This window comes from Desulfopila sp. IMCC35008, from assembly GCF_010646885.2.
Taxonomy (GTDB): Bacteria; Desulfobacterota; Desulfobulbia; order Desulfobulbales; family Desulfocapsaceae; genus Desulfopila.
In genome coordinates, this window is record NZ_CP050700.1 from 1,213,677 (window position 1) to 1,231,807 (window position 18,131).

Consider the following 18,131-nt stretch of genomic DNA (forward strand, 5'->3'; position numbering starts at 1 on the left):
TAGGAATAGAAGGGGTGGACGTATACGGTGGTACACGTCACAGCTCAGCGGTGTCATTAAGAGAGATAGCCTTGCCGGAACAAATAAAGCGTGCAACAATGCACTCAACAAACAAAGCTTTCGACAGACATTTTCAAGTTTCAGGGGAAGAACTACAAGGGATTTACGAGGCGACAAGACGGGATACGACCGGGACACCAAAAAAGAAAAAGCGAGCTAGATAGCTCGCTTATATCTTTAGAAAAAACTGGTCGGGATGAGAAGATTTGAACTTCCGACCCCCTGAACCCCATTCAGGTGCGCTACCAGACTGCGCTACATCCCGACCTGGTTTGCTTTTGTACCATTACTTGGCCTTACTGTCAATGAATCAGGCAAGAAAGTATGGCACATTATTTCATTTTCTGAATGAACTGATGCAATTGCTGTAATTCATCCTTAATTTCATCAAGTTTTTGTGCTGCGTCACGGTCGACAGTACCGCGTTTGGCGGTTGGAGCTGGAGCAGCAGGTATTTCAGCTCCGCTTTCAATGAGCTTTCTGGCTCCGGCAATGGTGTAGCCTTGCTCATGCAGCAGACTCTTGATCTGCAGGATTAACTCCACATCCTCACGCCGATATAATCGCTGTTTGGAACTGGCACGTTTGGGTTTTATACCCTTGAATTCCGATTCCCAGTAACGAAGGACGTGAGTTGGCACCTCGGCCAGTTTTCCAACTTCACCGATTTTAAAATAGAGCTTATCTGGAATGTCAACGTGCATGTTGCCAGGTGAACTCCGTTTAAAATGGTTCTGAGTAGTTTTATGCTGCGGCGTTAATCTGCTCTCTCAGTTTTTTGCTAGGTCTGAAATTAACTGTTTGACGCTCTTTAATGGTTATCGATTCTCCAGTCCTTGGGTTTCTGCCACGGCGCGGTGATTTATCGCGGATGGTGAAGGTCCCGTAATGGACAAGCTTGATGCTCTCTCCTTCAAGAAGTGCTTGCTTCATGGTGTCTAAAAAGCTGTCGACAATATCAGCACAACTGGACTGCGGATAACCGAGGCGGCTAGCGATTGCCTCTGCGAGGTCTTTACGTGTTAAATTACTGCTGTTCATAACTTATGCATCCCTGAAACTGCTCCCGAACTTATCGGTAAGCAACTTTACTATTTTTGTGTGGACATTTTCCACAATTTTTTCTGTAAGTGCCTTGGTGAACGATCGATAGGTGATCGAGACCGAGACGCTCTTTATTCCTTTGTCAATCATGTTGCCCTGGAACACATCAAGTATCTCGGCTGATCTGATGAGTTCCTCTCGGCTGTTCTGTATGGTGGCAAGGAGTTGGCCTTCAGTCACGTTCTGATCTACTACCAGGGAGATATCTCTTCTGGCTGACGGGCGAACCGGCAGTAATGAAAACCTGCTCACTCCTGTTTTCAACTCGCAGATTGCATCAAAGTTGAGATCAAAATAGCAAACCTCATTTTTGATGCTGAAACTACGGAGAATTTCCGGGTCGATCTTACCGATAGACCCCAAAAAAGTGCCTCCAGCAAAAACCAGAAGAGCATAGTCGGGATTGCAAAAATTTTCCACACCTTCTTGGGCAGGATGGACAAATTCTATTTCCCCATTGATTTCTTCGCTGACACGCAATTCATCAAGCAAGCGCTCAACAACCTTTTGGGTATCGGAAATATCGATGGTATAAGCTGGATCATAAAGAACTGGATCTTCACTTTGCCTGGAGTCAGTTAATACGCCGGAGATATGTATTATTTCCTGGGGCTTGCTTCTCTCATTTACAGGGTGGAATACTGTACCGATCTCAAAAAGGCGGACTGCTGATTGCTGGCTTTCAATATCCTTTTTAACGCGTTTAAGAAGGCCCGGCAACAGGAGGGTACGAATAACCCCTTGTTTTTTGGTCAACGGGTTAAGAAGGCAAACAAATCTTCGGCGAATATCGTCACTGGACAGATGCAGGTTATCTATAAGTCTGGGATCAGTGAAACAGTATGTAGTGGTTTCGCTGATGCCTAAGGAAAGCATGAGCGCTGTTGCCCTGTTTCTTTGCAACCTTTGGCTGTCCTGATACATATAAATGAGGAAACTAAGTGCTCAATGAATGAACATGCCGGTTAATGGTTAAGAACCATTACCGGCATGTAGATACAAAAAACGTATAAAACAGGAGGGGTTACGCGTTCGCTGCTTTTGCTACCTGAACAACCTTGGAGAAAGCTTCGGCGTCGAGAATCGCCATGTTCGAGAGTACCTTCCTGTCCAGTTCTACACCGGCCTTTTTCAAGCCGCCGATGAACTGGCTGTAACTCATGTCATTCATCCGTGTGCCGGCATTGATGCGGGCAATCCAGAGACGACGAAAATCTCTTTTCTTGGTACGACGATCGCGGTAGGCATATACTAATGCACGATCAACAGCCTCAGTGGCTGTACGGTAAAGCCGTGATCGGCCTCCCCTGTAACCTTTTGCAAGCTTCAGAACTCTGTTTCTTCTTCTGCGTGCTTTAAAACCTCGTGTAACGCGTGGCATGTTAAACTCCTTTTATCCCTGCAGTACGTGCAGGATCTCATAGCCCGGAGAATATGTCGCTAAAAAGACACCTCCGGCCAGATCTTTACATGTATGGAAGAATCCTTTTGATTCCCTTATGATCAGCGGCTGATACTATATCACTCTGACGCAAGCCGCGCTTTCTTTTAGTCGACTTCTTGGTCAGGATGTGACTTGAGTACGCTTTATTGCGCTTAAGTTTTCCTGAGCCGGTTTTCGAGAAACGCTTGGCAGCGCCCCGGTTAGTTTTCATCTTTGGCATGGTAGTTACTCCTTTGCACTCCATATACGTTGCCGACAGCAAAGATCAACCTCATCGAGAGGGAAGTTGATGCAGTCTTTCTTATGATCGGCTTTATCGTTAAACGAAAATGGGTTTCAACGGGGAGAGAAATCCATAATCAAAATTCAAAGCTATTTTGGTCCTACAAACATCACCAATTGCCGGCCTTCCATCTTCGGCGGCTGCAGGATAATGGCGTCTTCCTTTAGTGCCTCGGCAATCTTGTTCATTGCTTCCAGACCGATGGACTGGGAATACACAATTTCCCTGCCCCTGAAACGCATGGTGATTTTCACCTTGTTTCGCTGACCAAGAAATTTTTTAATGTTCTTGATCTTGAAATTCAGGTCGTGTTCTTCTGTCTTGGGTCTGAACTTAATCTCTTTTGTTTCAACAGTAGTCTGCTTTTTCTTGGCTTCCTGCTGTTTCTTTTTCTGCTCGTAGCGGAACTTGTCGTAGTTCATTATCCTGCAAACAGGCGGATCAGCGTTTGCAGATACTTCGACCAGGTCCAGACCTTCATTATATGCCTTGTCACGAGCTTCGTCTATAGTGACAACGCCGTGTTGTGTTCCGTCACTACCTATAAGTCGTACTTGCGGGTAACGGATAGCATCATTAATGACAGCTTTTACTTCACGTTGAGCCGGCGTGGGCCTTCCTCTCCTGTTAATAACTGTTCCTCCATTGAAATTTTACGAGCTGTAAAGAAATAAGTATTCTTCACCGTTATAAAAAGATCATGATAATAGCGTATTTTTTCCATCCGGTACATGATTAAATTCATCAGGATGAAAAAAAATCAGATTCCTCTTCCTGATTGTACCTCATTACGGACTTTATCTGCAAACTCGTTGATGGACATAGGTGGCAGGTTCTTACCGTCCCTCAACCTGACTGTGACTTGGTTGCTTTCCTTTTCCTTGTCTCCGATGATTAGCATATACGGTATCTTAGCCAATTGAGCTTCGCGTATTTTGTAGTTCAATTTCTCGTTTCGAAGATCTTTTTCAATACGCAGTCCGGCTTTTCTCAAGGCGCCGTAAACTTCTTCGCAGTAATCGGCCTGATCATCAGTAATATTGAGTATGCGTGCCTGTACCGGAGCAAACCAGAGTGGAAAGACGCCAGCGTAGTGCTCAATCAACACACCAATGAAGCGTTCCAGTGAACCCATCAGGGCTCTATGTATCATTATTGGTTGATGTTCAGCGTTATCGGCTCCGACAAAGCTCATTTCAAAACGTTCCGGCAGGTTGAAGTCGACCTGAATGGTGGAGCATTGCCAGGAGCGAGAAAGCTGGTCCTTGATCTTGATGTCTATTTTGGGTCCGTAGAAAACACCTTCACCCGGATCGATCTCATAATTGAGTCCTTTTTTCTCCAGGGCGAGCTTCAGGGCGTTGGTTGCAGCCTCCCAGTTTTCATCGGTACCGACATATTTCTCCGGTCTTGTGGAGAGGTAAATGTCGTAATCGTCAAATCCGAAGGTTTTCAGGATATGCAGGTTGAGTTCGAGGATATTAAATATCTCGTCTTCAAGCTGGTCTGGGCGACAGAAGATGTGTGCATCGTCCTGGGTAAAACCGCGAACGCGCAACAAGCCGTGGAGTGCACCGGCACGTTCATAACGATATACGGTACCCAGTTCAGCCCAGCGCAAGGGGAATTCCCGGTAACTCCTCTTCTTTGATTGATAGACACCGATATGGAAGGGGCAGTTCATCGGTTTGAGCTGGTACTGAACGTCATCAATATCCATAGCCGAATACATATTCTCGCCGTAGAAATCGAGATGACCGGAGGTCTTCCAGAGATCCTGGCGGGCAATATGCGGCGTATACAGGAGTTCGTAACCGTGCTGGTAGTGTTCGTCCTTCCAGTAGTCCTCAATAAGTCTTCGTAATTGGGCACCTTTTGGTTGCCACAAAATAAGGCCTGGACCGATCTGATCCTCGGTGGTGAATAGTTCCAGTTCCTTGCCGAGTTTGCGATGGTCTCGTTTTTTGGCTTCCTCAAGAGCGTTGAGGTGTTTTTTGAGTGCCTTGGCGTCAAAGAATGCCGTCCCATAAATACGCTGGAGAACATCTCGTTTCTCGTCACCACGCCAGTAAGCACCGGCTACGCGAAGCAGCTTAAACGCCTTGATAAAAGAGGTGTTCGGTACGTGCGGGCCCCGGCAGAGGTCGACAAAATCACCCACACTGTAGAGGGAGACTGTTTCCGTTTCAAGATCCTCAATGAGTTCGACCTTGTATTTTTCTCCTTCGGCAGCAAAGGATTTGATGGCTTCAGCGCTTGGCAACTCCTTGCGGCTAAATGGAATATTCTGGGCAGCGATCTCCTGCATCCGTGCTTCAATTTTCTCGAAATCTTCCGGAGTGAAGGCCTCGTCGCGCAGGAAATCGTAATAAAAACCGTTTTCAATGGCCGGTCCAATAGCAACTTTTACATTGTCACCGAAAAGATCCCGAACCGCATGAGCCATGATATGAGCGGTGGAGTGGCGAATGACATCAAGCCCTTCCTCACTGTTAATCTGGATCGGGGTAAGAACGGTATCCTCGGTCAGGGGCGTAAGTAGGTCGATTACTTGGTCACCTGCATAGGCAGCAACGGTCCTCTTACGTTGTTTGTTGGAAAGAAGCTGAGAAAGTGCATCCTGGACGGTTGCACCGACAGATACGGAGATGGATTCTCCATCTTTCAGGGTAATAGCAATGTCTGACATGGGATACCTTCCAAAGAAAAATAAAGGCTAAAGATGAACGACACCATCTTTTCGTCGTTTATCTTTAGCCTATTATCTGGTAGGCGCGGGCGGGATTGAACCGCCGACATCCACCACGTCAAGGTGGCGCTCTCCCACTGAGCTACGCGCCTGCTTACGCAAGTTGTGTGGAATAATTCGCCCGGAAGTACCCGTGGCGAAGAACCTGCTTGAAATACCAATATTGGGATATGATGTCAAGCAAAAATGGTTCATAATTCTCGCAAAAAGTGTTTTTTCAGGATGCTGGAGAACGACTCTCTATAGCCCTGGCCAGGGTGTGTTTGTCTGCGTACTTGATATCCATCCCCATAGGAATGCCGCAGGCAAGACGACTTAACTTTACCTGGCGGGTGTGCAGAATGTCAATCAGGTAGGAGGCAGTCGCTTCACCAGGTACGGTAGAACTGGTGGCGATAAGTATTTCCTTTGGCACCCCTGTGCTGATCCTGGCGACTAATTCACGTACTTTCAACTCGTCGGGACCAATGCCGTCGATGGGAGAAAGTACCCCATGCAAAATATGGTAATGGCCACGGAAGCTTGCTGTTTTCTCGATGGCCATAAGGTCACCGGGTTCTTCAACTACACAGACAAGTTCCTCATTACGTTTCGGATCGGAGCAGATTGCGCAAGGATCGCTCTCAGAAAAGGCAAAACAGCAAGAGCAGAGCTTTATGGACTCATGGAGCTCTGAGAGGGCAACGGATAATTCCTTGGCGTAACCGGATGGTCGCCGCAGAATATTCAGTGCCAGCCGGGTTGCTGTTTTTTTACCAATCCCCGGGAGCTTGCCGAGATCTTCTATTAACCGGTCAAGGGCGGGAGGGACGACTTGCATGTTACTGGAAAAAATTGGTGAGACCAGGCAGATTGAGACCGCCCGTTAATTGTCCAAGTTCCTGTTTGCTGAGTTCCTTGGCCTTTCTTATAGCTTCATTTGTGGCAGACACAATCAGGTCCTCGAGCATTTTAGATTCATCAGGCGTAATCAGGGCCTTTTCGATCTGAACGGCGAGTACATCGCCCTGGCCATTTACAGTAACGTTGACCATGCCACCACCGGCACTGCCGACGATTGACTTCTTGGCAAGTTCTCCCTGTATTTCCTTCATCTTCTGTTGCATCTGTTGTGCCTGCTGCATGATGCTGCTCATGTCCATGACTCTTCTTCTCCTTATACAGTGTCTCTATTATCTACTTCTGGGGCCGATCCGGATATCGCCGATTTCTCCGTTGAAGATTTCGGCGGTCATAACTGTCAGTGGATCATTGGCCAGTTTATTTCGTTTTTCCCTGGGGGATTCACCATTCTGCTCATCCCCGTTGATTTCTTCTTCCGGCAGTATGAAGTGTACAGTGAGGTCTTTCTGGAAAAAATCAAGGACGAACTCGGTGAGTTCTGTTTTGTTTTCCTTCTGTCGTAACAGGGAGCACTCTGCAGGATCGTTGTAATGGATGTGGAGTTCGTTTCCTGCCTCCTTTACCGAATCGGATCTGTTGAGCAACTGAGACATCCATACCTTTCTATCTTTGACATATTCAAGAAAATCAGGCCAATCTTTACGGATGTCCTTTTCGTGAGATCGTATTTCAACGGGTTGAGGCGGTTCACTATACGTGTCGTGGAGAGGCGGTCCGGCCATTTCTGATGGCAACGGTGGCTGTTCCTCAAGTATCGGCGGCTCTGTTTCTTCTTTGGGCTGTACCACCCCAGATTCCGGTTGCGAATTTAGCTGCTGATCAGTGGGAGGGGTGAGGAGTTCTTTTTTTTTTACCGGGGGCTCAGTGGTTTTCTCTGGTTCAGCGGTTACCGGCTGAACAGCACCATCTTCAAGTCCAGAAAATCCACCTGTCAACTGATTGATCTTGTCGAGAATGTCGGATACGGGAACAACATTTGCTGCTTCCATCATCCTGAGCAAGCCTGTTTCAATCGCGAGTCTTGGCTGACTTGAATTACGAACCTCCTCAACCATATTCATTAAGAGATTGAGTTTAAGATGGATGGTCTGGGCATTTATTTCCGGGACCAGGTTGGTAAAACGCTCCAGTTCCTCCGGCGGCAGGTCGATAAGCTCGTTGCAGCCATTTATACGGGTGAGGAGGAGGGTCCGAAAGCAGTCGAGGAGATCCGCAGTAAATCGTTTTAAATCCATCCCCCCGCTATAAAGCTGATCCAGGCTGACAAGTGCTGTCTTCCTGTCTCCTTGCAGGAGTGCTGCAACCAGTTGTATCAGCAGGTCGCGGTTGACCAGACCGAGGACTTCTGCCACATCTTCGACGGTTATCTGTTTTTCCCCGAAAGAAAATACCTGGTCGAGCAGGCTGAGGCCATCACGCACGGAGCCTTCTGCCTCCCGAACGATAAGGGCGATGGCCTGCGGCTCTATAGCGATGTTTTCACCTTCCGCCAGTTTTGTAAAATGAGAGGTTAACTCCTTGGCGGGGATACGCTTGAGCTCATACTGCTGGCAACGTGAGAGAATGGTTATAGGTATCTTATGTCGCTCGGTGGTGGCGAACATGAATTTGACATGGGGAGGTGGCTCTTCAAGGGTTTTCAACAGGGCATTGAATGCCTCTGTTGTCAGCATATGGACCTCGTCAATGATTATGATCTTAAATCGACAAGAGCTGGGTGCAAACTTTATCTTTTCCTTGAGTTCCCTGATTTCCTGGATGCCGCGATTTGAAGCACCGTCAATCTCAATGAGGTCCAGAGCGGCACCGCTTGTTATTTCACGACATGGATTGCACTCGTTACATGGAGGGGTTTCGGTGGAACTATCGCAATTGACCGCTTTGGCCATGATACGTGCAAGCGTTGTTTTACCGACACCGCGGACACCAGAAAAGAGAATGGCATGGGCGACCCGGTTTTTGCGGATACTGTTCTGGAGAGTCTTGACCACGAAACCCTGTCCGACAACTTCGCTGAAGGTTTGGGGGCGTGACTTTCTGGCTAAGACAAGATAGGACATGTACAACCCTCGAAGGAGATTTCAGTAAGGTGCATAAAAAAGATGATAGCCGGGCTACCTGCGGCACACAAAGGGTGTCACTACCGTTGCTTCCTCCCGGACCTGGCGGAGTTCGTGATCCTTCGTTGCGCAGACCCGGCTATCAAACCGAAATCATTTATGGCGGAGAGGGTGAGATTCGAACTCACGGTACTTGCGTACACACGCGTTCCAGGCGTGCACCTTAAGCCACTCGGTCACCTCTCCGTATCGGTTGCCCGATGAAATTGTGGGATACTATGTAAACGTTCGTTTCAGTTTTGGCAATGAAAAATTAGCATAGTTGCAAAAAAAGCAGGTGAACGCAGTGAATGAAAAATTCTATCTCCTTGCTTTAAAAAACTGCCGGAGCAACTCACCACACTCGTGCTCCATTATGCCTGAGGTTATTTTTAACTTATGGTTGAACCGCTGATCAGTGCCTATGGGGTACAAAGAGGCCACTGCACCAGTTTTCGGATCGGTTGCGCCATACACAAGGCGCTCGATCCTGGCGTGGATGATTGCGCCGATGCACATCAGGCATGGCTCAAGTGTAACATAAAGTGTGGTTCCGGGTAAGCGATAATTCTCAATACCCTTGGCAGCGATACGCAAAACCCGTATTTCGGCGTGGCCGGTGGGGTCGTGTGCGGTAATGGTTTTGTTTCCTGCTGCTGCCAGGATGTTGCCGTTTTTGACAAGCAATGCACCAACGGGGACTTCCCCATTTTCCGAAGCGGTCTTTGCTGCTTTTACCGCAAGTGTCATATATCCGAGGTCTTCCTGGTTGACTGAGGCTGTGTCAGCCCTGAGGCTGCCCTGATGTAACATGATATAATTAAATTTCAGTTATGGTGAGGGATTGCAATTTGCTGAGATTGTGTTGTATATAGTAACTATTGATTACAATTTTGAAATACCAATAACGAAAATGGATTCACTATGTTTAATGTACTTCTCTTTGACCCATTTGACGATACCAGGAAAAGCATGGAAGCCGCACTCGGGGATCGATGCACACTTACTTGTAAATCAAGTAGTGATGGGCTAAAGACGGAAATTGAGGCCAGGGAGTATGATCTGGTTTTTCTCGATATCGACGCCGACAGCAATACATCGATGAAACTGTTGGAACTGCTTCATGGTAAGAATCCATACATCCCGGTCATATTAACAAGTAAATCTGAAAAAGCCGAGATTATTGTACAGGCCATGAATAAGGGTGCCTCTGATTTTATCGTTCATCCGGTCTCGCAAACCCGTATCAACATTGTTGTCGATAAAGCTATTGAAACCAGGGATAACAGACTTGAAATCGCCTATCATCGTCACCGGCAGGATGTTGTGTATAATTTCAGAGATGTTATTGCCGAGAGCACCCGGATGAAGGACGTCCTGACCAGTCTGGAGCGATTTGCCAATACCGATTCAACCATATTGATTACCGGGGATACGGGTACCGGCAAAAGTTTTCTCTCAGGGACCGTCCATTTTAATTCCCCACGTCGAAAAAAGCCGTTTGTAAAAATAAATTGTGCCAATATTCCAGAGAGTTTGCTGGAATCAGAATTATTCGGTCATGAAAAAGGATCCTTTACCGGAGCTGATAAGCAGCGGGTGGGCCGTTTCGAACAGGCGTCTGGTGGTACTATTTTCCTCGATGAAATTGGCGAAATGGCGCTTGGCCTGCAAACAAAGCTGTTGCGGGTACTCGAGGAACGAGCCTTTGAGCGTGTGGGAGGGAACAAGACCATACATGTAGATGTGAGAATAATTGCCGCAACCAACAAAAACCTGCAGCAGCAAGTTGAAAAAGGTGAGTTTCGGGAAGATCTTTACTATCGTATTAATGTGTTACCGATTCGTCTGCCTTCACTCAAGGAGAGAGCAGAATGTTTGTTACCTCTCTCACGGTTGTTGCTCAAAAAGGTGTGCCGTTCCATGCGAAGGGATATCAATGATTTTTCCACCAACGCTTCCCGAAAGATAATTAACTATCCTTGGCCGGGTAACATCCGGCAACTATCAAACACTATTGAGCGGGCAGTGATCCTGGAAGACGACACTATAATTCATAGCCGCAATTTGACTCTGCCGGGTGAGATTGGGGATGAGAAATATGAGCCGGAACAGGTGGCAGACAATATTTCTGTAGACGCCAATGAGCAAAGAGCAGGAGGCAATATCTCCCTGGCAGATCAGGAGCGTCAGTTGATTATTGCTGCCCTGGAAGAGAACCTCTGGGTGCAGAAAAATGCTGCGAAAACCTTGGGTATCAGTCCGCGGTCACTCAATTACAAGATAAACAAGTTTGGGATCAGACATCCGCACTGGCGGAGGAACGCGTAATCGACGAGGTGATTGGCTGCCGGGAGGTAACAACTGAATCTAGAAAACGGAGAAGTTTTGCACGTGTGTCAATGTCAAGGTCTTTGAACTTGAGACGACAGTTGCGCAGGGCTGTTGAGTGAAAGAGTTGCCGTGTTTCCGTGTCAGACCAGTTGAGATCCTTGCAGGTAACCTGCTGGAGGAAGATCTTTTCGGAAGCGTTGATGAGATCAATACGCTCAATAGGTGTTGGTTCCTCGTGAATATCTGTCAGGAACCTGCAGAATATACCCCCCATACTGATATTAACAATTTCTGCGAATATGGATCCGTTAAAGAGAAGAATATTATCTTTAACTTCGTAACGTTGGTGGTTCCTTCTTTCAGGTGTCGGCGCCGGTTTCATATCACGTTCAATCGTACATCCCAGGGCCTCTTTTTTCAGTGAGAAAAAGGAGGGCTTTCATTGTTGTAAATGGCGAGATTCCGACTGGTAGTTGGTGAAATCGCCGATGGAGTACCTCTCTGCATCTATACAGGATTCCCTGCTTATTTCAATGATTTATTAGTTAGGCTGGAGGGTTTTTTTGCACCTTCTTTGTGTTGGTGGAGTAGCTTGCTGAAATGGTTGTTGATTTGGCACAAAAAAAACAGGGAGCCAGAAAGACTCCCTGTGAGGTAATTTGCTGATTTGTTTATGATATATAGGTAAATATACCTAGTTTTATATAGTGCTCCAGCTAAATATGATGTCTGAAATATGGCAGGATCCTAACTCATAACTGACGTCTCTATCATCTGCACCATCTCGTCAATAACATCAAGTCCTTGATGCCAGAATGCAGCTGTGTTGAGGTCGATAGAGAAGGGGGCAACCAGCTCGTAAGGTGATTTGGAACCACCGGCTGCAAGCAACTCTATATAGCGGTTAACAAAGTCATCGCCTTCTTTTCGGTAAATATTGTAAAGAGCCAGGACTAATAATTCCCCGAAAGCATACGAGTAGACATAGCCCGGTGTATGCAAAAAATGCGGGATGTACGACCACCAGATGCCGTAATCTTCAGTGAGCTTCACTGACTCACCAAACATTTCCTGTTGACTGGTAAGCCAGTATTCTCCGAGTTTTTCAGCAGAGAGCTCTCCGTCATCACGGCGTCCTTGATGCATGAGTTGTTCAAACCGGTTCATAGCGGTTTGACGGAAAACAGTGGCAAAGATTGATTCAAGTTTCTGGCAGATAAAGGCGTTTTTTTCCGCATCAGATTCAATCAACGCAAGTTGGCTGTTAAAGACCAGCAGTTCGGCGAAAACAGAAGCGGTTTCAGCCAGCACCAGCGGGGTATTACTATTGTAGTACCCCTTGTCAGCTGCCAGTACCTGATGAACGCCGTGACCCAATTCATGGGCAACAGTAGAGACATCACGCAGGTTACCCGTATAATTTACCAGGACATAGGGGTGAACTTCCGGTACACACGGATGGGCAAATGCTCCACCTCGTTTGCCTTGAGTGAGAGGGGCATGGATCCAGTTGTGATCGAAAAAGTTGGTGGCTATCTCCGCTATTTTACCAGAAAAATCAGCAAACGAATCAAGTACAGTCTGTTTGCAGGTTGGCCACTCTATTTGCTTGACCGGTAGCGACGGCAATGGAGCATATCGGTCATAGTCTGTTAGCTCCTCCAGGCCGAGCATTGTGCGCTTGATTCTGTAATAACGCTGGACCAGATCATATCGTGAAGTAATTGCCCCGATCATGGTTTCGACTGTGGTGCCATCCAGCTGATTGTCGAGGTTCATCGAGTCTACCCAGGAGGCATGCTTGCGTATGCGATCAGAGATCATCTTGTCGGCGGCCAGGGTGTTGAAAATATGCGTTAAGATGTGACTCTGGCTTCGCAATCCCTCGGTCATTTCGGCGGCGGCTTTTTTCCGAACTTCACGATCACTATTATAGAGATCTGTGAGTATTTCCTCTTCACTGCGTTTGTTCGGACCGAATTTGAGTTCGCCAAATATCTTTTCAAAAAGTGTGGTCCAGCTTCTTCTTCCCGTTGGCTGGATTTCCAGCAGGAGCTTTTCCTCAATTTCTGATAACTGGTGGGGAAGATATCGACGCATTGTTTGCAGATAGTGCCGATAGGGAGTGAGCAATTCTTCCGCCAGCAAGGATGCTACCTTTTCCTCAGGCAACGTATTCCATTCCAGCTCAAAAAAAACTGTTTGCTTACCACACTCACTGGCAAGCTCACGTATCTGCTGATTCAGGCCGCCTGCCTCGGCATTATCGACCTGTGTGGTAAAGTTCAGAAAACTGTAGGTCGCAAGTTTGCCAATGACGGTGTCGAGGTGTTCGAGCTTTTGTACGAGTGCAAAAACATCTGCGGCAGATAGGTTTGAAACTCTGCCCCTGAAAGTTTCCTGGATGCTGCCGGCTTCCTCTTTACAGAAGCGTATGTCAGCATGCAATGCACTGTCGTCTGTGGCAGCATAAAGATCGCCCAGATTCCAGATGACATCAACGGTCTGTAAAGTATCGTTGAGCGAAGATGAGGTTGCCATGAAAACTCCTTTTGCTGTTATCTGAGTGAGCGAATAAAAGGCCCGACGGCCTCTGTTCCGTCGCTGTCGACCAGGCGGATTGTTGCAGAGCCGATAACGGCTATTTCTGCCTTACCGGTTAGTGTTTGAATATCTTCACGGCTTTGAATGCCGAACCCGACAGCAAGCGGCAGATCTGTAGCCGCCCTGCAACGATCAAGGTATTCGTTGAAGTCTGTATCGAACTCAGATTTTTTCCCGGTGACTCCGCGTCGTGCAATACAATAAACAAACCCTTCAGCATGGTCTGTTAGTTGTGCCATCCGGCTGGTCGTGGAAGTCGGTGCAAAGAGCTGGATCGGGGTAACACCTGTTTTCCTGGCCTGGGCATAGAATTCCTCGCCCATCTCAATTGGCAAGTCGGGTACAATGAGACCCTGAATCCCCGCCTCTTTGGCCTTGGCAAAAAATGGTTCCTCGCCATATTTGAAGATGATGTTGTAATACGTCATAAAAAGGAACGGAATGTCATAGAGTGCACTCATCTCTTCTGCAAACTCCATGCACTGGGCAACAGTTGTTCCTGCTGCCAGGCTGTCCTGGTTTGCTTTCAGGATGACCGGCCCATCCGCCATCGGTTCCGAGAATGGAATCTGCATTTCAATGCAGTCCACACCGTTTTCTACCATCTGGCGGATAACTTCCCGGTTGGCCTCAAAGGATGGGTAACCTAGAACGATATGGGTCATGAGGAGGATATCTCTGTTCTCCAACCGTTTTCTTAAAGTCTGTTCAAGTTGCATATCTACCTGCCTGTATCTTGTCTTCGTCTTACGGAAGTATGTTACGATTTATACTCTTCGGCTCTTTTTATGATAAATTCCTTCCAGGAAGGATCATCAAAAGCATGGGCGATGGTGAAGATATCCTTATCGCCACGACCGGACATATTGATGATGATGGCATCGTCTTTTTTCAGGTCAGGAGCTTCTTTAAAGGCCTGGACAAAGGCATGGGCCGATTCAAGCGCTGGGATGATTCCTTCAAGGCGCATGGTCAGGTCGAGTGCCTCCATGACTTCTTTATCCGTTGCCGCTTCAAATCGTACCCGTTTCTTTTCCCAGAGATCGGAGAGAATAGGGCTCACGCCAACATAATCGAGACCTGCCGATACGGAGTGTGTTTCGAGCATCTGGCCGTCGTCGTCCTGCAGGAACATGGTTTTATAGCCCTGGGCCACACCGGGGCTGGCATCGGTGCCGCATAGCCGGGATGCATGCTTGCCGGTATCCAGGCCGAGTCCGCCGGCCTCCACACCAATCAGTTCCGTATCGGTGTCGAGAAAATGGGTAAAGGCACCCATGGCATTGGAACCACCACCGACACAGGCGTAAATCCGTGCAGGCAATTTGCCATGCATTTTCTGGATTTGTTCAATTGCTTCCTTACTGATGATAGATTGAAACCAGGAGACCATCTCTGGAAAAGGAGCGGGGCCACAGGCGGTGCCGAATACATAATGGGTACTGTCAATATTGGTGACCCAGTCACGGAATGCTTCGTTGATCGCATCCTTTAAAGTCCGTGATCCGTCCTGCACAGGGACAACGGTGGCCCCCATCTTTTCCATCCAGAACACATTTGGGCGTTGACGTTTCACATCTACCTCGCCCATGTAAACAGTACAGTCGAAACCGAATTTAGCTGCCATGGTAGCTGTTGCCATACCGTGCTGTCCGGCACCGGTTTCGGCTATAACGCGTTTTTTGCCCATCCTTTTCACCAGCAGTCCCTGGCCCATGACGTTATTGGCTTTGTGGGCACCGGTATGGTTGAGGTCTTCTCTCTTGATATAAATACGGGCACCACCGAAATGCTCCGACAGGTTTCCGGCGTAAGTGAGCGGGGTCGGCCGGCAGGAGTAGGTCTGCATAAGCTCTTCGTACTCCTGCCAGAACGACGGATCCTGTCGTGCTTTTTTGTATTCGTCTTGTAATTCCTGAAATGTCTGGTACAGGACCTCGGGGATATATCTACCTCCCCACTGGCCGAAGAAGCCTTTACTATCCATCATATTCTCCAAAAAATGATACTGATTGGGTCTTGTTTGGGATGCTTATCGAAGCAGTAATAACGGGTGTGTGGATACTGCGGAAGAAGGAAATTATAATTTACCTGGTCGACCTTGCTAACTTATCAAAATATCTGTTATAGTGACGTATCCTGTCAAATAATTCCGCTTCCAAGGAGGACAAATGAAGCCTACTGAGAATGGAGCAGTGCAGTCAGGGTCGGATACCGGTAAAGTAATAACATTCCCTCTAGGAATTCCCGGTTTTGAAACCTACACCAATTACACCATCTTTCACAAGCAAGAAAATGGTTCCGGGGTCTATTGGCTGGAATCTGAGGACAGCCCGAAAGTAACCTTCACCCTTGTTGATCCAACCGATTACGGTCTCAATTATTCGCTGGATCTGTCGGATGAAGAGCAGGAAATATTACAGGCAAGTGATCCCGGTGAGCTGGCAATTATGCTTATGTTGTCCAAGAAAGAAGAAGGGCAGGAACAAGTCTCGGCGCTGCATGCCAATATCGCGGGTCCTCTCATCCTGAACCTGGATAAACGAAAAGGGTTGCAGAAAGTTCTGGTCAAGGCCCGGATGGATGTAAATATTGTCCAGGACTAGCGAGCCCGCAAACAGGAGCTCTTCATATTTCTGTTGCGTTATTCTATAGCAGTATGTTCTAACCCAATCTCCGGAACATGCCGGGTGTTCGTGCTGGGGTCATGATACGTGCAGGACGCAGGTATTGATACCAGGAACACCTGGTTTGTTCGTTGTGATGGGGATTACCCTCCAAGCCGGGTCGTACCTGAGTCTTCCCGAATGTTCAACTTCCTGCAGAAACAATTCAATGAAGCGACATGCAGTAAATATTTTGATTGGCATAGGATTGGTCAGCTTTTTCCTGTTTCATTTCATCATGAAAAATATGCCAGGGGAAACGGCCCTGAAAGAATCCCTCCAGGTGGATAGCGTCTCTTCCGGCATTCTCGACTATGGTGTGATGGGACAACTCATGAAGAAGCTGGGCCTGGTCGAATTTGCCGATAATGATTACAACCGGTATAAGAAAACCACAGGGGCCGATGAGGACCTGGAGATAATGACGTTCCAGAAGAAACGCCAGGTGGGAAGTTATTTATACAAGGCAAACAACTCCCGAAAAATTGGCTACACATCGACGGATATAGCCAAAAAATATCAAGCGAAAACCGATTGGCCTGTTGTTTCCATTTATCTCGATGACAAAAACCTGTATGACCCGGAAACCGGTATTGTGGCCAATTCCGAAAAATCCGGTCGTGATTGGGAAAAACTTGCCCAGGTTACCTATATGAAAGATGGGCAGGTGGAATTTGAGGGAAATGCCGGGTTGCGGATACATGGCGGAGGACGGCTGGTATCGAAAAAATATCAGCCCGGTTTTAAGCTCTACTTCAGAAAGAGATATGGGCTTGAACAGATCCCCGCTGAAATGTTCTTCCCCGGCTCAGAGATTCCCATCCGGACGCTGGTTTTGCAGAATACGGCGTGGCCACCCGGATATCCGATGAATAATCCTATTGCCTATGATATTGCCCGGGAGATTGGCTGTGTTGTTCCCCAGACACGGTTGGTGGAGGTCGTTTTGAATGGCAAGAGTATGGGAATGGGTTTTGCCGTGGAGCATCTGAGTCGGCGGCAGTGGGGACAGCGATTTGGTCATGATAACTACAACTTCTACAAGTTTCGAAGCGATATTTCTCCGGAAGACGAGGCGATGTACACCAGGAAGTTCTGGACTATCGTGACGCAGCGAGAGGACCTGAGAGTGGAAGAAGTGGGGGCGACCATTGACCTTGATAACTTTTCAAGACACGTGTTTTCCTGGGTATTCAGTGGGACAACAGACTACTGCCAGGGCGTTGCTGTTTATGACAACGAAGATCCAGATGCAAAGCTCTCCTGGATTAACTGGGATATGGATCATAGTTTTTTTGACCTCTCTGCCTACCGTAATAATAAAACGAGGGCGAACTGGCAGCAGGATGCGTTCAACATAATCTACAGAAAAAGCCACACCTGTGGACGAACGAGCCTGTTTACACGTTTAATGAATGAGAGTGATGAGTTTAAAATGTTCTTTATAGAACTCATGACCGAGATATTTAATCATAAACTGACGGACTCCTTTCTCGAGGAAAGAGTTGCTTATTATGAGATGATGATGGCCCGATTCGGTCAGCCCAATGAAACTTATGTGCAAATATTAAGAGAGTATATGGACAACAGAACCAATCTTGTTCTGGATGAGGCACAGCAGTTTTTTTCATTGCAAGGCCCCTATGCCTGCTCTTTAGATAATCCCGAAGGGTACGATATCGTAATCGACGGCTATCCTTACAACTCGTCTTATGACGGTCGATATTTTAAGAGTACCCCCCTTCACCTCAGCCCGGCACCTCAGATAAGGTCACAGTTTAACCACTGGTTGGTAAACGGTGAAGAGGTCTATTCGGAAGACCTTGATATTGCCTTGGAGGCCGACACAACAATCAAGTTGGTTATGAAACCGTCTTCTTAGGGG

General features: G+C 47.4%; 18 protein-coding genes, 3 tRNA genes and 1 other RNA gene. 3 read left to right on the forward strand and 19 right to left on the reverse strand.

Annotation, left to right across the window (positions count from 1 at the left end):
- Nucleotides 1–248 precede the first annotated feature (248 nt).
- From GA520_RS05540 to tadA, 15 genes are all read right to left on the reverse strand, one after another.
- Nucleotides 249–325 (reverse strand) — tRNA-Pro (locus tag GA520_RS05540).
- A 67-nt stretch (nucleotides 326–392) separates the two neighbouring features.
- Nucleotides 393–764 (reverse strand): MerR family transcriptional regulator, encoded by a 372-nt coding sequence (locus GA520_RS05545; RefSeq protein WP_163340819.1) that lies wholly within the window; start codon nucleotides 762–764, stop codon nucleotides 393–395.
- Nucleotides 765–804: 40 nt separating this feature from the next.
- A complete protein-coding gene (locus tag GA520_RS05550; protein ID WP_163340820.1) occupies nucleotides 805–1,101 on the reverse strand; it encodes an integration host factor subunit alpha in 297 nt (98 codons plus the stop codon).
- A gap of 3 nt (nucleotides 1,102–1,104) precedes the next feature.
- Nucleotides 1,105–2,040 carry a hypothetical protein gene (locus GA520_RS05555; protein WP_163340822.1) on the reverse strand — a complete coding sequence of 312 codons (936 nt, stop codon included), beginning with the start codon at nucleotides 2,038–2,040 and terminating at the stop codon, nucleotides 1,105–1,107.
- A 148-nt stretch (nucleotides 2,041–2,188) separates the two neighbouring features.
- Nucleotides 2,189–2,545 (reverse strand): 50S ribosomal protein L20, encoded by a 357-nt coding sequence (gene rplT / locus GA520_RS05560; RefSeq protein WP_163340824.1) that lies wholly within the window; start codon nucleotides 2,543–2,545, stop codon nucleotides 2,189–2,191.
- Between the two features lie 85 nt (nucleotides 2,546–2,630).
- Nucleotides 2,631–2,828, reverse strand: a complete 198-nt coding sequence (gene rpmI, locus GA520_RS05565; RefSeq protein ID WP_163340826.1) for a 50S ribosomal protein L35 — start codon at nucleotides 2,826–2,828, stop codon at nucleotides 2,631–2,633.
- A 152-nt stretch (nucleotides 2,829–2,980) separates the two neighbouring features.
- A complete protein-coding gene (gene infC, locus GA520_RS05570) occupies nucleotides 2,981–3,523 on the reverse strand; it encodes a translation initiation factor IF-3 (RefSeq protein ID WP_163340868.1) in 543 nt (180 codons plus the stop codon).
- Between the two features lie 128 nt (nucleotides 3,524–3,651).
- Nucleotides 3,652–5,580 (reverse strand): threonine--tRNA ligase, encoded by a 1,929-nt coding sequence (gene thrS, locus GA520_RS05575; RefSeq protein ID WP_163340827.1) that lies wholly within the window; start codon nucleotides 5,578–5,580, stop codon nucleotides 3,652–3,654.
- 77 nt (nucleotides 5,581–5,657) lie between these two features.
- Nucleotides 5,658–5,732: transfer RNA gene (locus tag GA520_RS05580), tRNA-Val, on the reverse strand.
- A gap of 125 nt (nucleotides 5,733–5,857) precedes the next feature.
- Nucleotides 5,858–6,460, reverse strand: coding sequence for a recombination mediator RecR (gene recR / locus GA520_RS05585; RefSeq protein ID WP_163340829.1), 603 nt, complete (start codon nucleotides 6,458–6,460; stop codon nucleotides 5,858–5,860).
- A gap of 1 nt (nucleotide 6,461) precedes the next feature.
- Nucleotides 6,462–6,782, reverse strand: coding sequence for a YbaB/EbfC family nucleoid-associated protein (locus tag GA520_RS05590; RefSeq protein ID WP_163340831.1), 321 nt, complete (start codon nucleotides 6,780–6,782; stop codon nucleotides 6,462–6,464).
- A 30-nt stretch (nucleotides 6,783–6,812) separates the two neighbouring features.
- A complete protein-coding gene (gene dnaX, locus GA520_RS05595; RefSeq protein ID WP_163340833.1) occupies nucleotides 6,813–8,603 on the reverse strand; it encodes a DNA polymerase III subunit gamma/tau in 1,791 nt (596 codons plus the stop codon).
- 44 nt (nucleotides 8,604–8,647) lie between these two features.
- An RNA gene (gene ffs / locus GA520_RS05600) (signal recognition particle sRNA small type) lies at nucleotides 8,648–8,744 on the reverse strand.
- Between the two features lie 19 nt (nucleotides 8,745–8,763).
- A tRNA-Ser gene (locus tag GA520_RS05605) sits at nucleotides 8,764–8,849 on the reverse strand.
- Nucleotides 8,850–8,963: 114 nt separating this feature from the next.
- Nucleotides 8,964–9,392 carry a tRNA adenosine(34) deaminase TadA gene (gene tadA / locus GA520_RS05610; protein ID WP_240910268.1) on the reverse strand — a complete coding sequence of 143 codons (429 nt, stop codon included), beginning with the start codon at nucleotides 9,390–9,392 and terminating at the stop codon, nucleotides 8,964–8,966.
- A gap of 174 nt (nucleotides 9,393–9,566) precedes the next feature.
- On the opposite strand from tadA, the gene GA520_RS05615 reads away from it, so the two are divergent.
- Complete coding sequence (locus GA520_RS05615) at nucleotides 9,567–10,973, forward strand: sigma-54 dependent transcriptional regulator (RefSeq protein ID WP_163340837.1); 1,407 nt, start codon at nucleotides 9,567–9,569, stop codon at nucleotides 10,971–10,973.
- On the opposite strand, the gene GA520_RS05620 is transcribed toward GA520_RS05615, so the two are convergent.
- The 4 genes from GA520_RS05620 to trpB form a co-directional block, all read right to left on the reverse strand.
- Complete coding sequence (locus GA520_RS05620; RefSeq protein ID WP_163340839.1) at nucleotides 10,942–11,358, reverse strand: PilZ domain-containing protein; 417 nt, start codon at nucleotides 11,356–11,358, stop codon at nucleotides 10,942–10,944. The genes GA520_RS05615 and GA520_RS05620 overlap by 32 nt on opposite strands.
- A gap of 365 nt (nucleotides 11,359–11,723) precedes the next feature.
- Nucleotides 11,724–13,517 carry a M3 family oligoendopeptidase gene (locus GA520_RS05625; RefSeq protein ID WP_163340841.1) on the reverse strand — a complete coding sequence of 598 codons (1,794 nt, stop codon included), beginning with the start codon at nucleotides 13,515–13,517 and terminating at the stop codon, nucleotides 11,724–11,726.
- 17 nt (nucleotides 13,518–13,534) lie between these two features.
- Entirely contained in the window at nucleotides 13,535–14,299 is a 765-nt protein-coding gene (trpA, locus tag GA520_RS05630; RefSeq protein WP_163340843.1) for a tryptophan synthase subunit alpha, read from the reverse strand.
- A gap of 41 nt (nucleotides 14,300–14,340) precedes the next feature.
- The gene (gene trpB / locus GA520_RS05635; RefSeq protein WP_163340870.1) at nucleotides 14,341–15,567 is read right to left on the reverse strand and encodes a tryptophan synthase subunit beta; all 1,227 of its coding nucleotides are present in this window, start codon (nucleotides 15,565–15,567) and stop codon (nucleotides 14,341–14,343) included.
- Nucleotides 15,568–15,751: 184 nt separating this feature from the next.
- Here trpB and fliW point away from each other — a divergent pair, with 184 nt between their 5' ends.
- On the forward strand, nucleotides 15,752–16,186 hold the full coding sequence (fliW, locus tag GA520_RS05640) for a flagellar assembly protein FliW (RefSeq protein WP_163340845.1): 435 nt from the start codon (nucleotides 15,752–15,754) through the stop codon (nucleotides 16,184–16,186).
- Between the two features lie 229 nt (nucleotides 16,187–16,415).
- The gene (locus tag GA520_RS05645; protein WP_163340847.1) at nucleotides 16,416–18,128 is read left to right on the forward strand and encodes a CotH kinase family protein; all 1,713 of its coding nucleotides are present in this window, start codon (nucleotides 16,416–16,418) and stop codon (nucleotides 18,126–18,128) included.
- The last annotated feature ends 3 nt before the right edge of the window (nucleotides 18,129–18,131 follow it).

Bases quoted from the DNA above. Each gene is read 5' to 3' on its own strand.
- GA520_RS05615 (WP_163340837.1), top strand. From the start codon at position 9,567: ATGTTTAATGTACTTCTCTTTGACCCATTTGACGATACCAGGAAAAGC.
- tadA (WP_240910268.1), bottom strand. From the start codon at position 9,392: ATGACACTTGCGGTAAAAGCAGCAAAGACCGCTTCGGAAAATGGGGAA.
- rplT (WP_163340824.1), bottom strand. From the start codon at position 2,545: ATGCCACGCGTTACACGAGGTTTTAAAGCACGCAGAAGAAGAAACAGA.
- GA520_RS05545 (WP_163340819.1), bottom strand. From the start codon at position 764: ATGCACGTTGACATTCCAGATAAGCTCTATTTTAAAATCGGTGAAGTT.
- recR (WP_163340829.1), bottom strand. From the start codon at position 6,460: ATGCAAGTCGTCCCTCCCGCCCTTGACCGGTTAATAGAAGATCTCGGC.
- GA520_RS05590 (WP_163340831.1), bottom strand. From the start codon at position 6,782: ATGGACATGAGCAGCATCATGCAGCAGGCACAACAGATGCAACAGAAG.
- thrS (WP_163340827.1), bottom strand. From the start codon at position 5,580: ATGTCAGACATTGCTATTACCCTGAAAGATGGAGAATCCATCTCCGTA.
- dnaX (WP_163340833.1), bottom strand. From the start codon at position 8,603: ATGTCCTATCTTGTCTTAGCCAGAAAGTCACGCCCCCAAACCTTCAGC.
- fliW (WP_163340845.1), top strand. From the start codon at position 15,752: ATGAAGCCTACTGAGAATGGAGCAGTGCAGTCAGGGTCGGATACCGGT.
- GA520_RS05555 (WP_163340822.1), bottom strand. From the start codon at position 2,040: ATGCTTTCCTTAGGCATCAGCGAAACCACTACATACTGTTTCACTGAT.
- rpmI (WP_163340826.1), bottom strand. From the start codon at position 2,828: ATGCCAAAGATGAAAACTAACCGGGGCGCTGCCAAGCGTTTCTCGAAA.
- trpA (WP_163340843.1), bottom strand. From the start codon at position 14,299: ATGCAACTTGAACAGACTTTAAGAAAACGGTTGGAGAACAGAGATATC.
- GA520_RS05625 (WP_163340841.1), bottom strand. From the start codon at position 13,517: ATGGCAACCTCATCTTCGCTCAACGATACTTTACAGACCGTTGATGTC.
- GA520_RS05645 (WP_163340847.1), top strand. From the start codon at position 16,416: ATGAAGCGACATGCAGTAAATATTTTGATTGGCATAGGATTGGTCAGC.
- trpB (WP_163340870.1), bottom strand. From the start codon at position 15,567: ATGGATAGTAAAGGCTTCTTCGGCCAGTGGGGAGGTAGATATATCCCC.
- GA520_RS05550 (WP_163340820.1), bottom strand. From the start codon at position 1,101: ATGAACAGCAGTAATTTAACACGTAAAGACCTCGCAGAGGCAATCGCT.
- GA520_RS05620 (WP_163340839.1), bottom strand. From the start codon at position 11,358: ATGAAACCGGCGCCGACACCTGAAAGAAGGAACCACCAACGTTACGAA.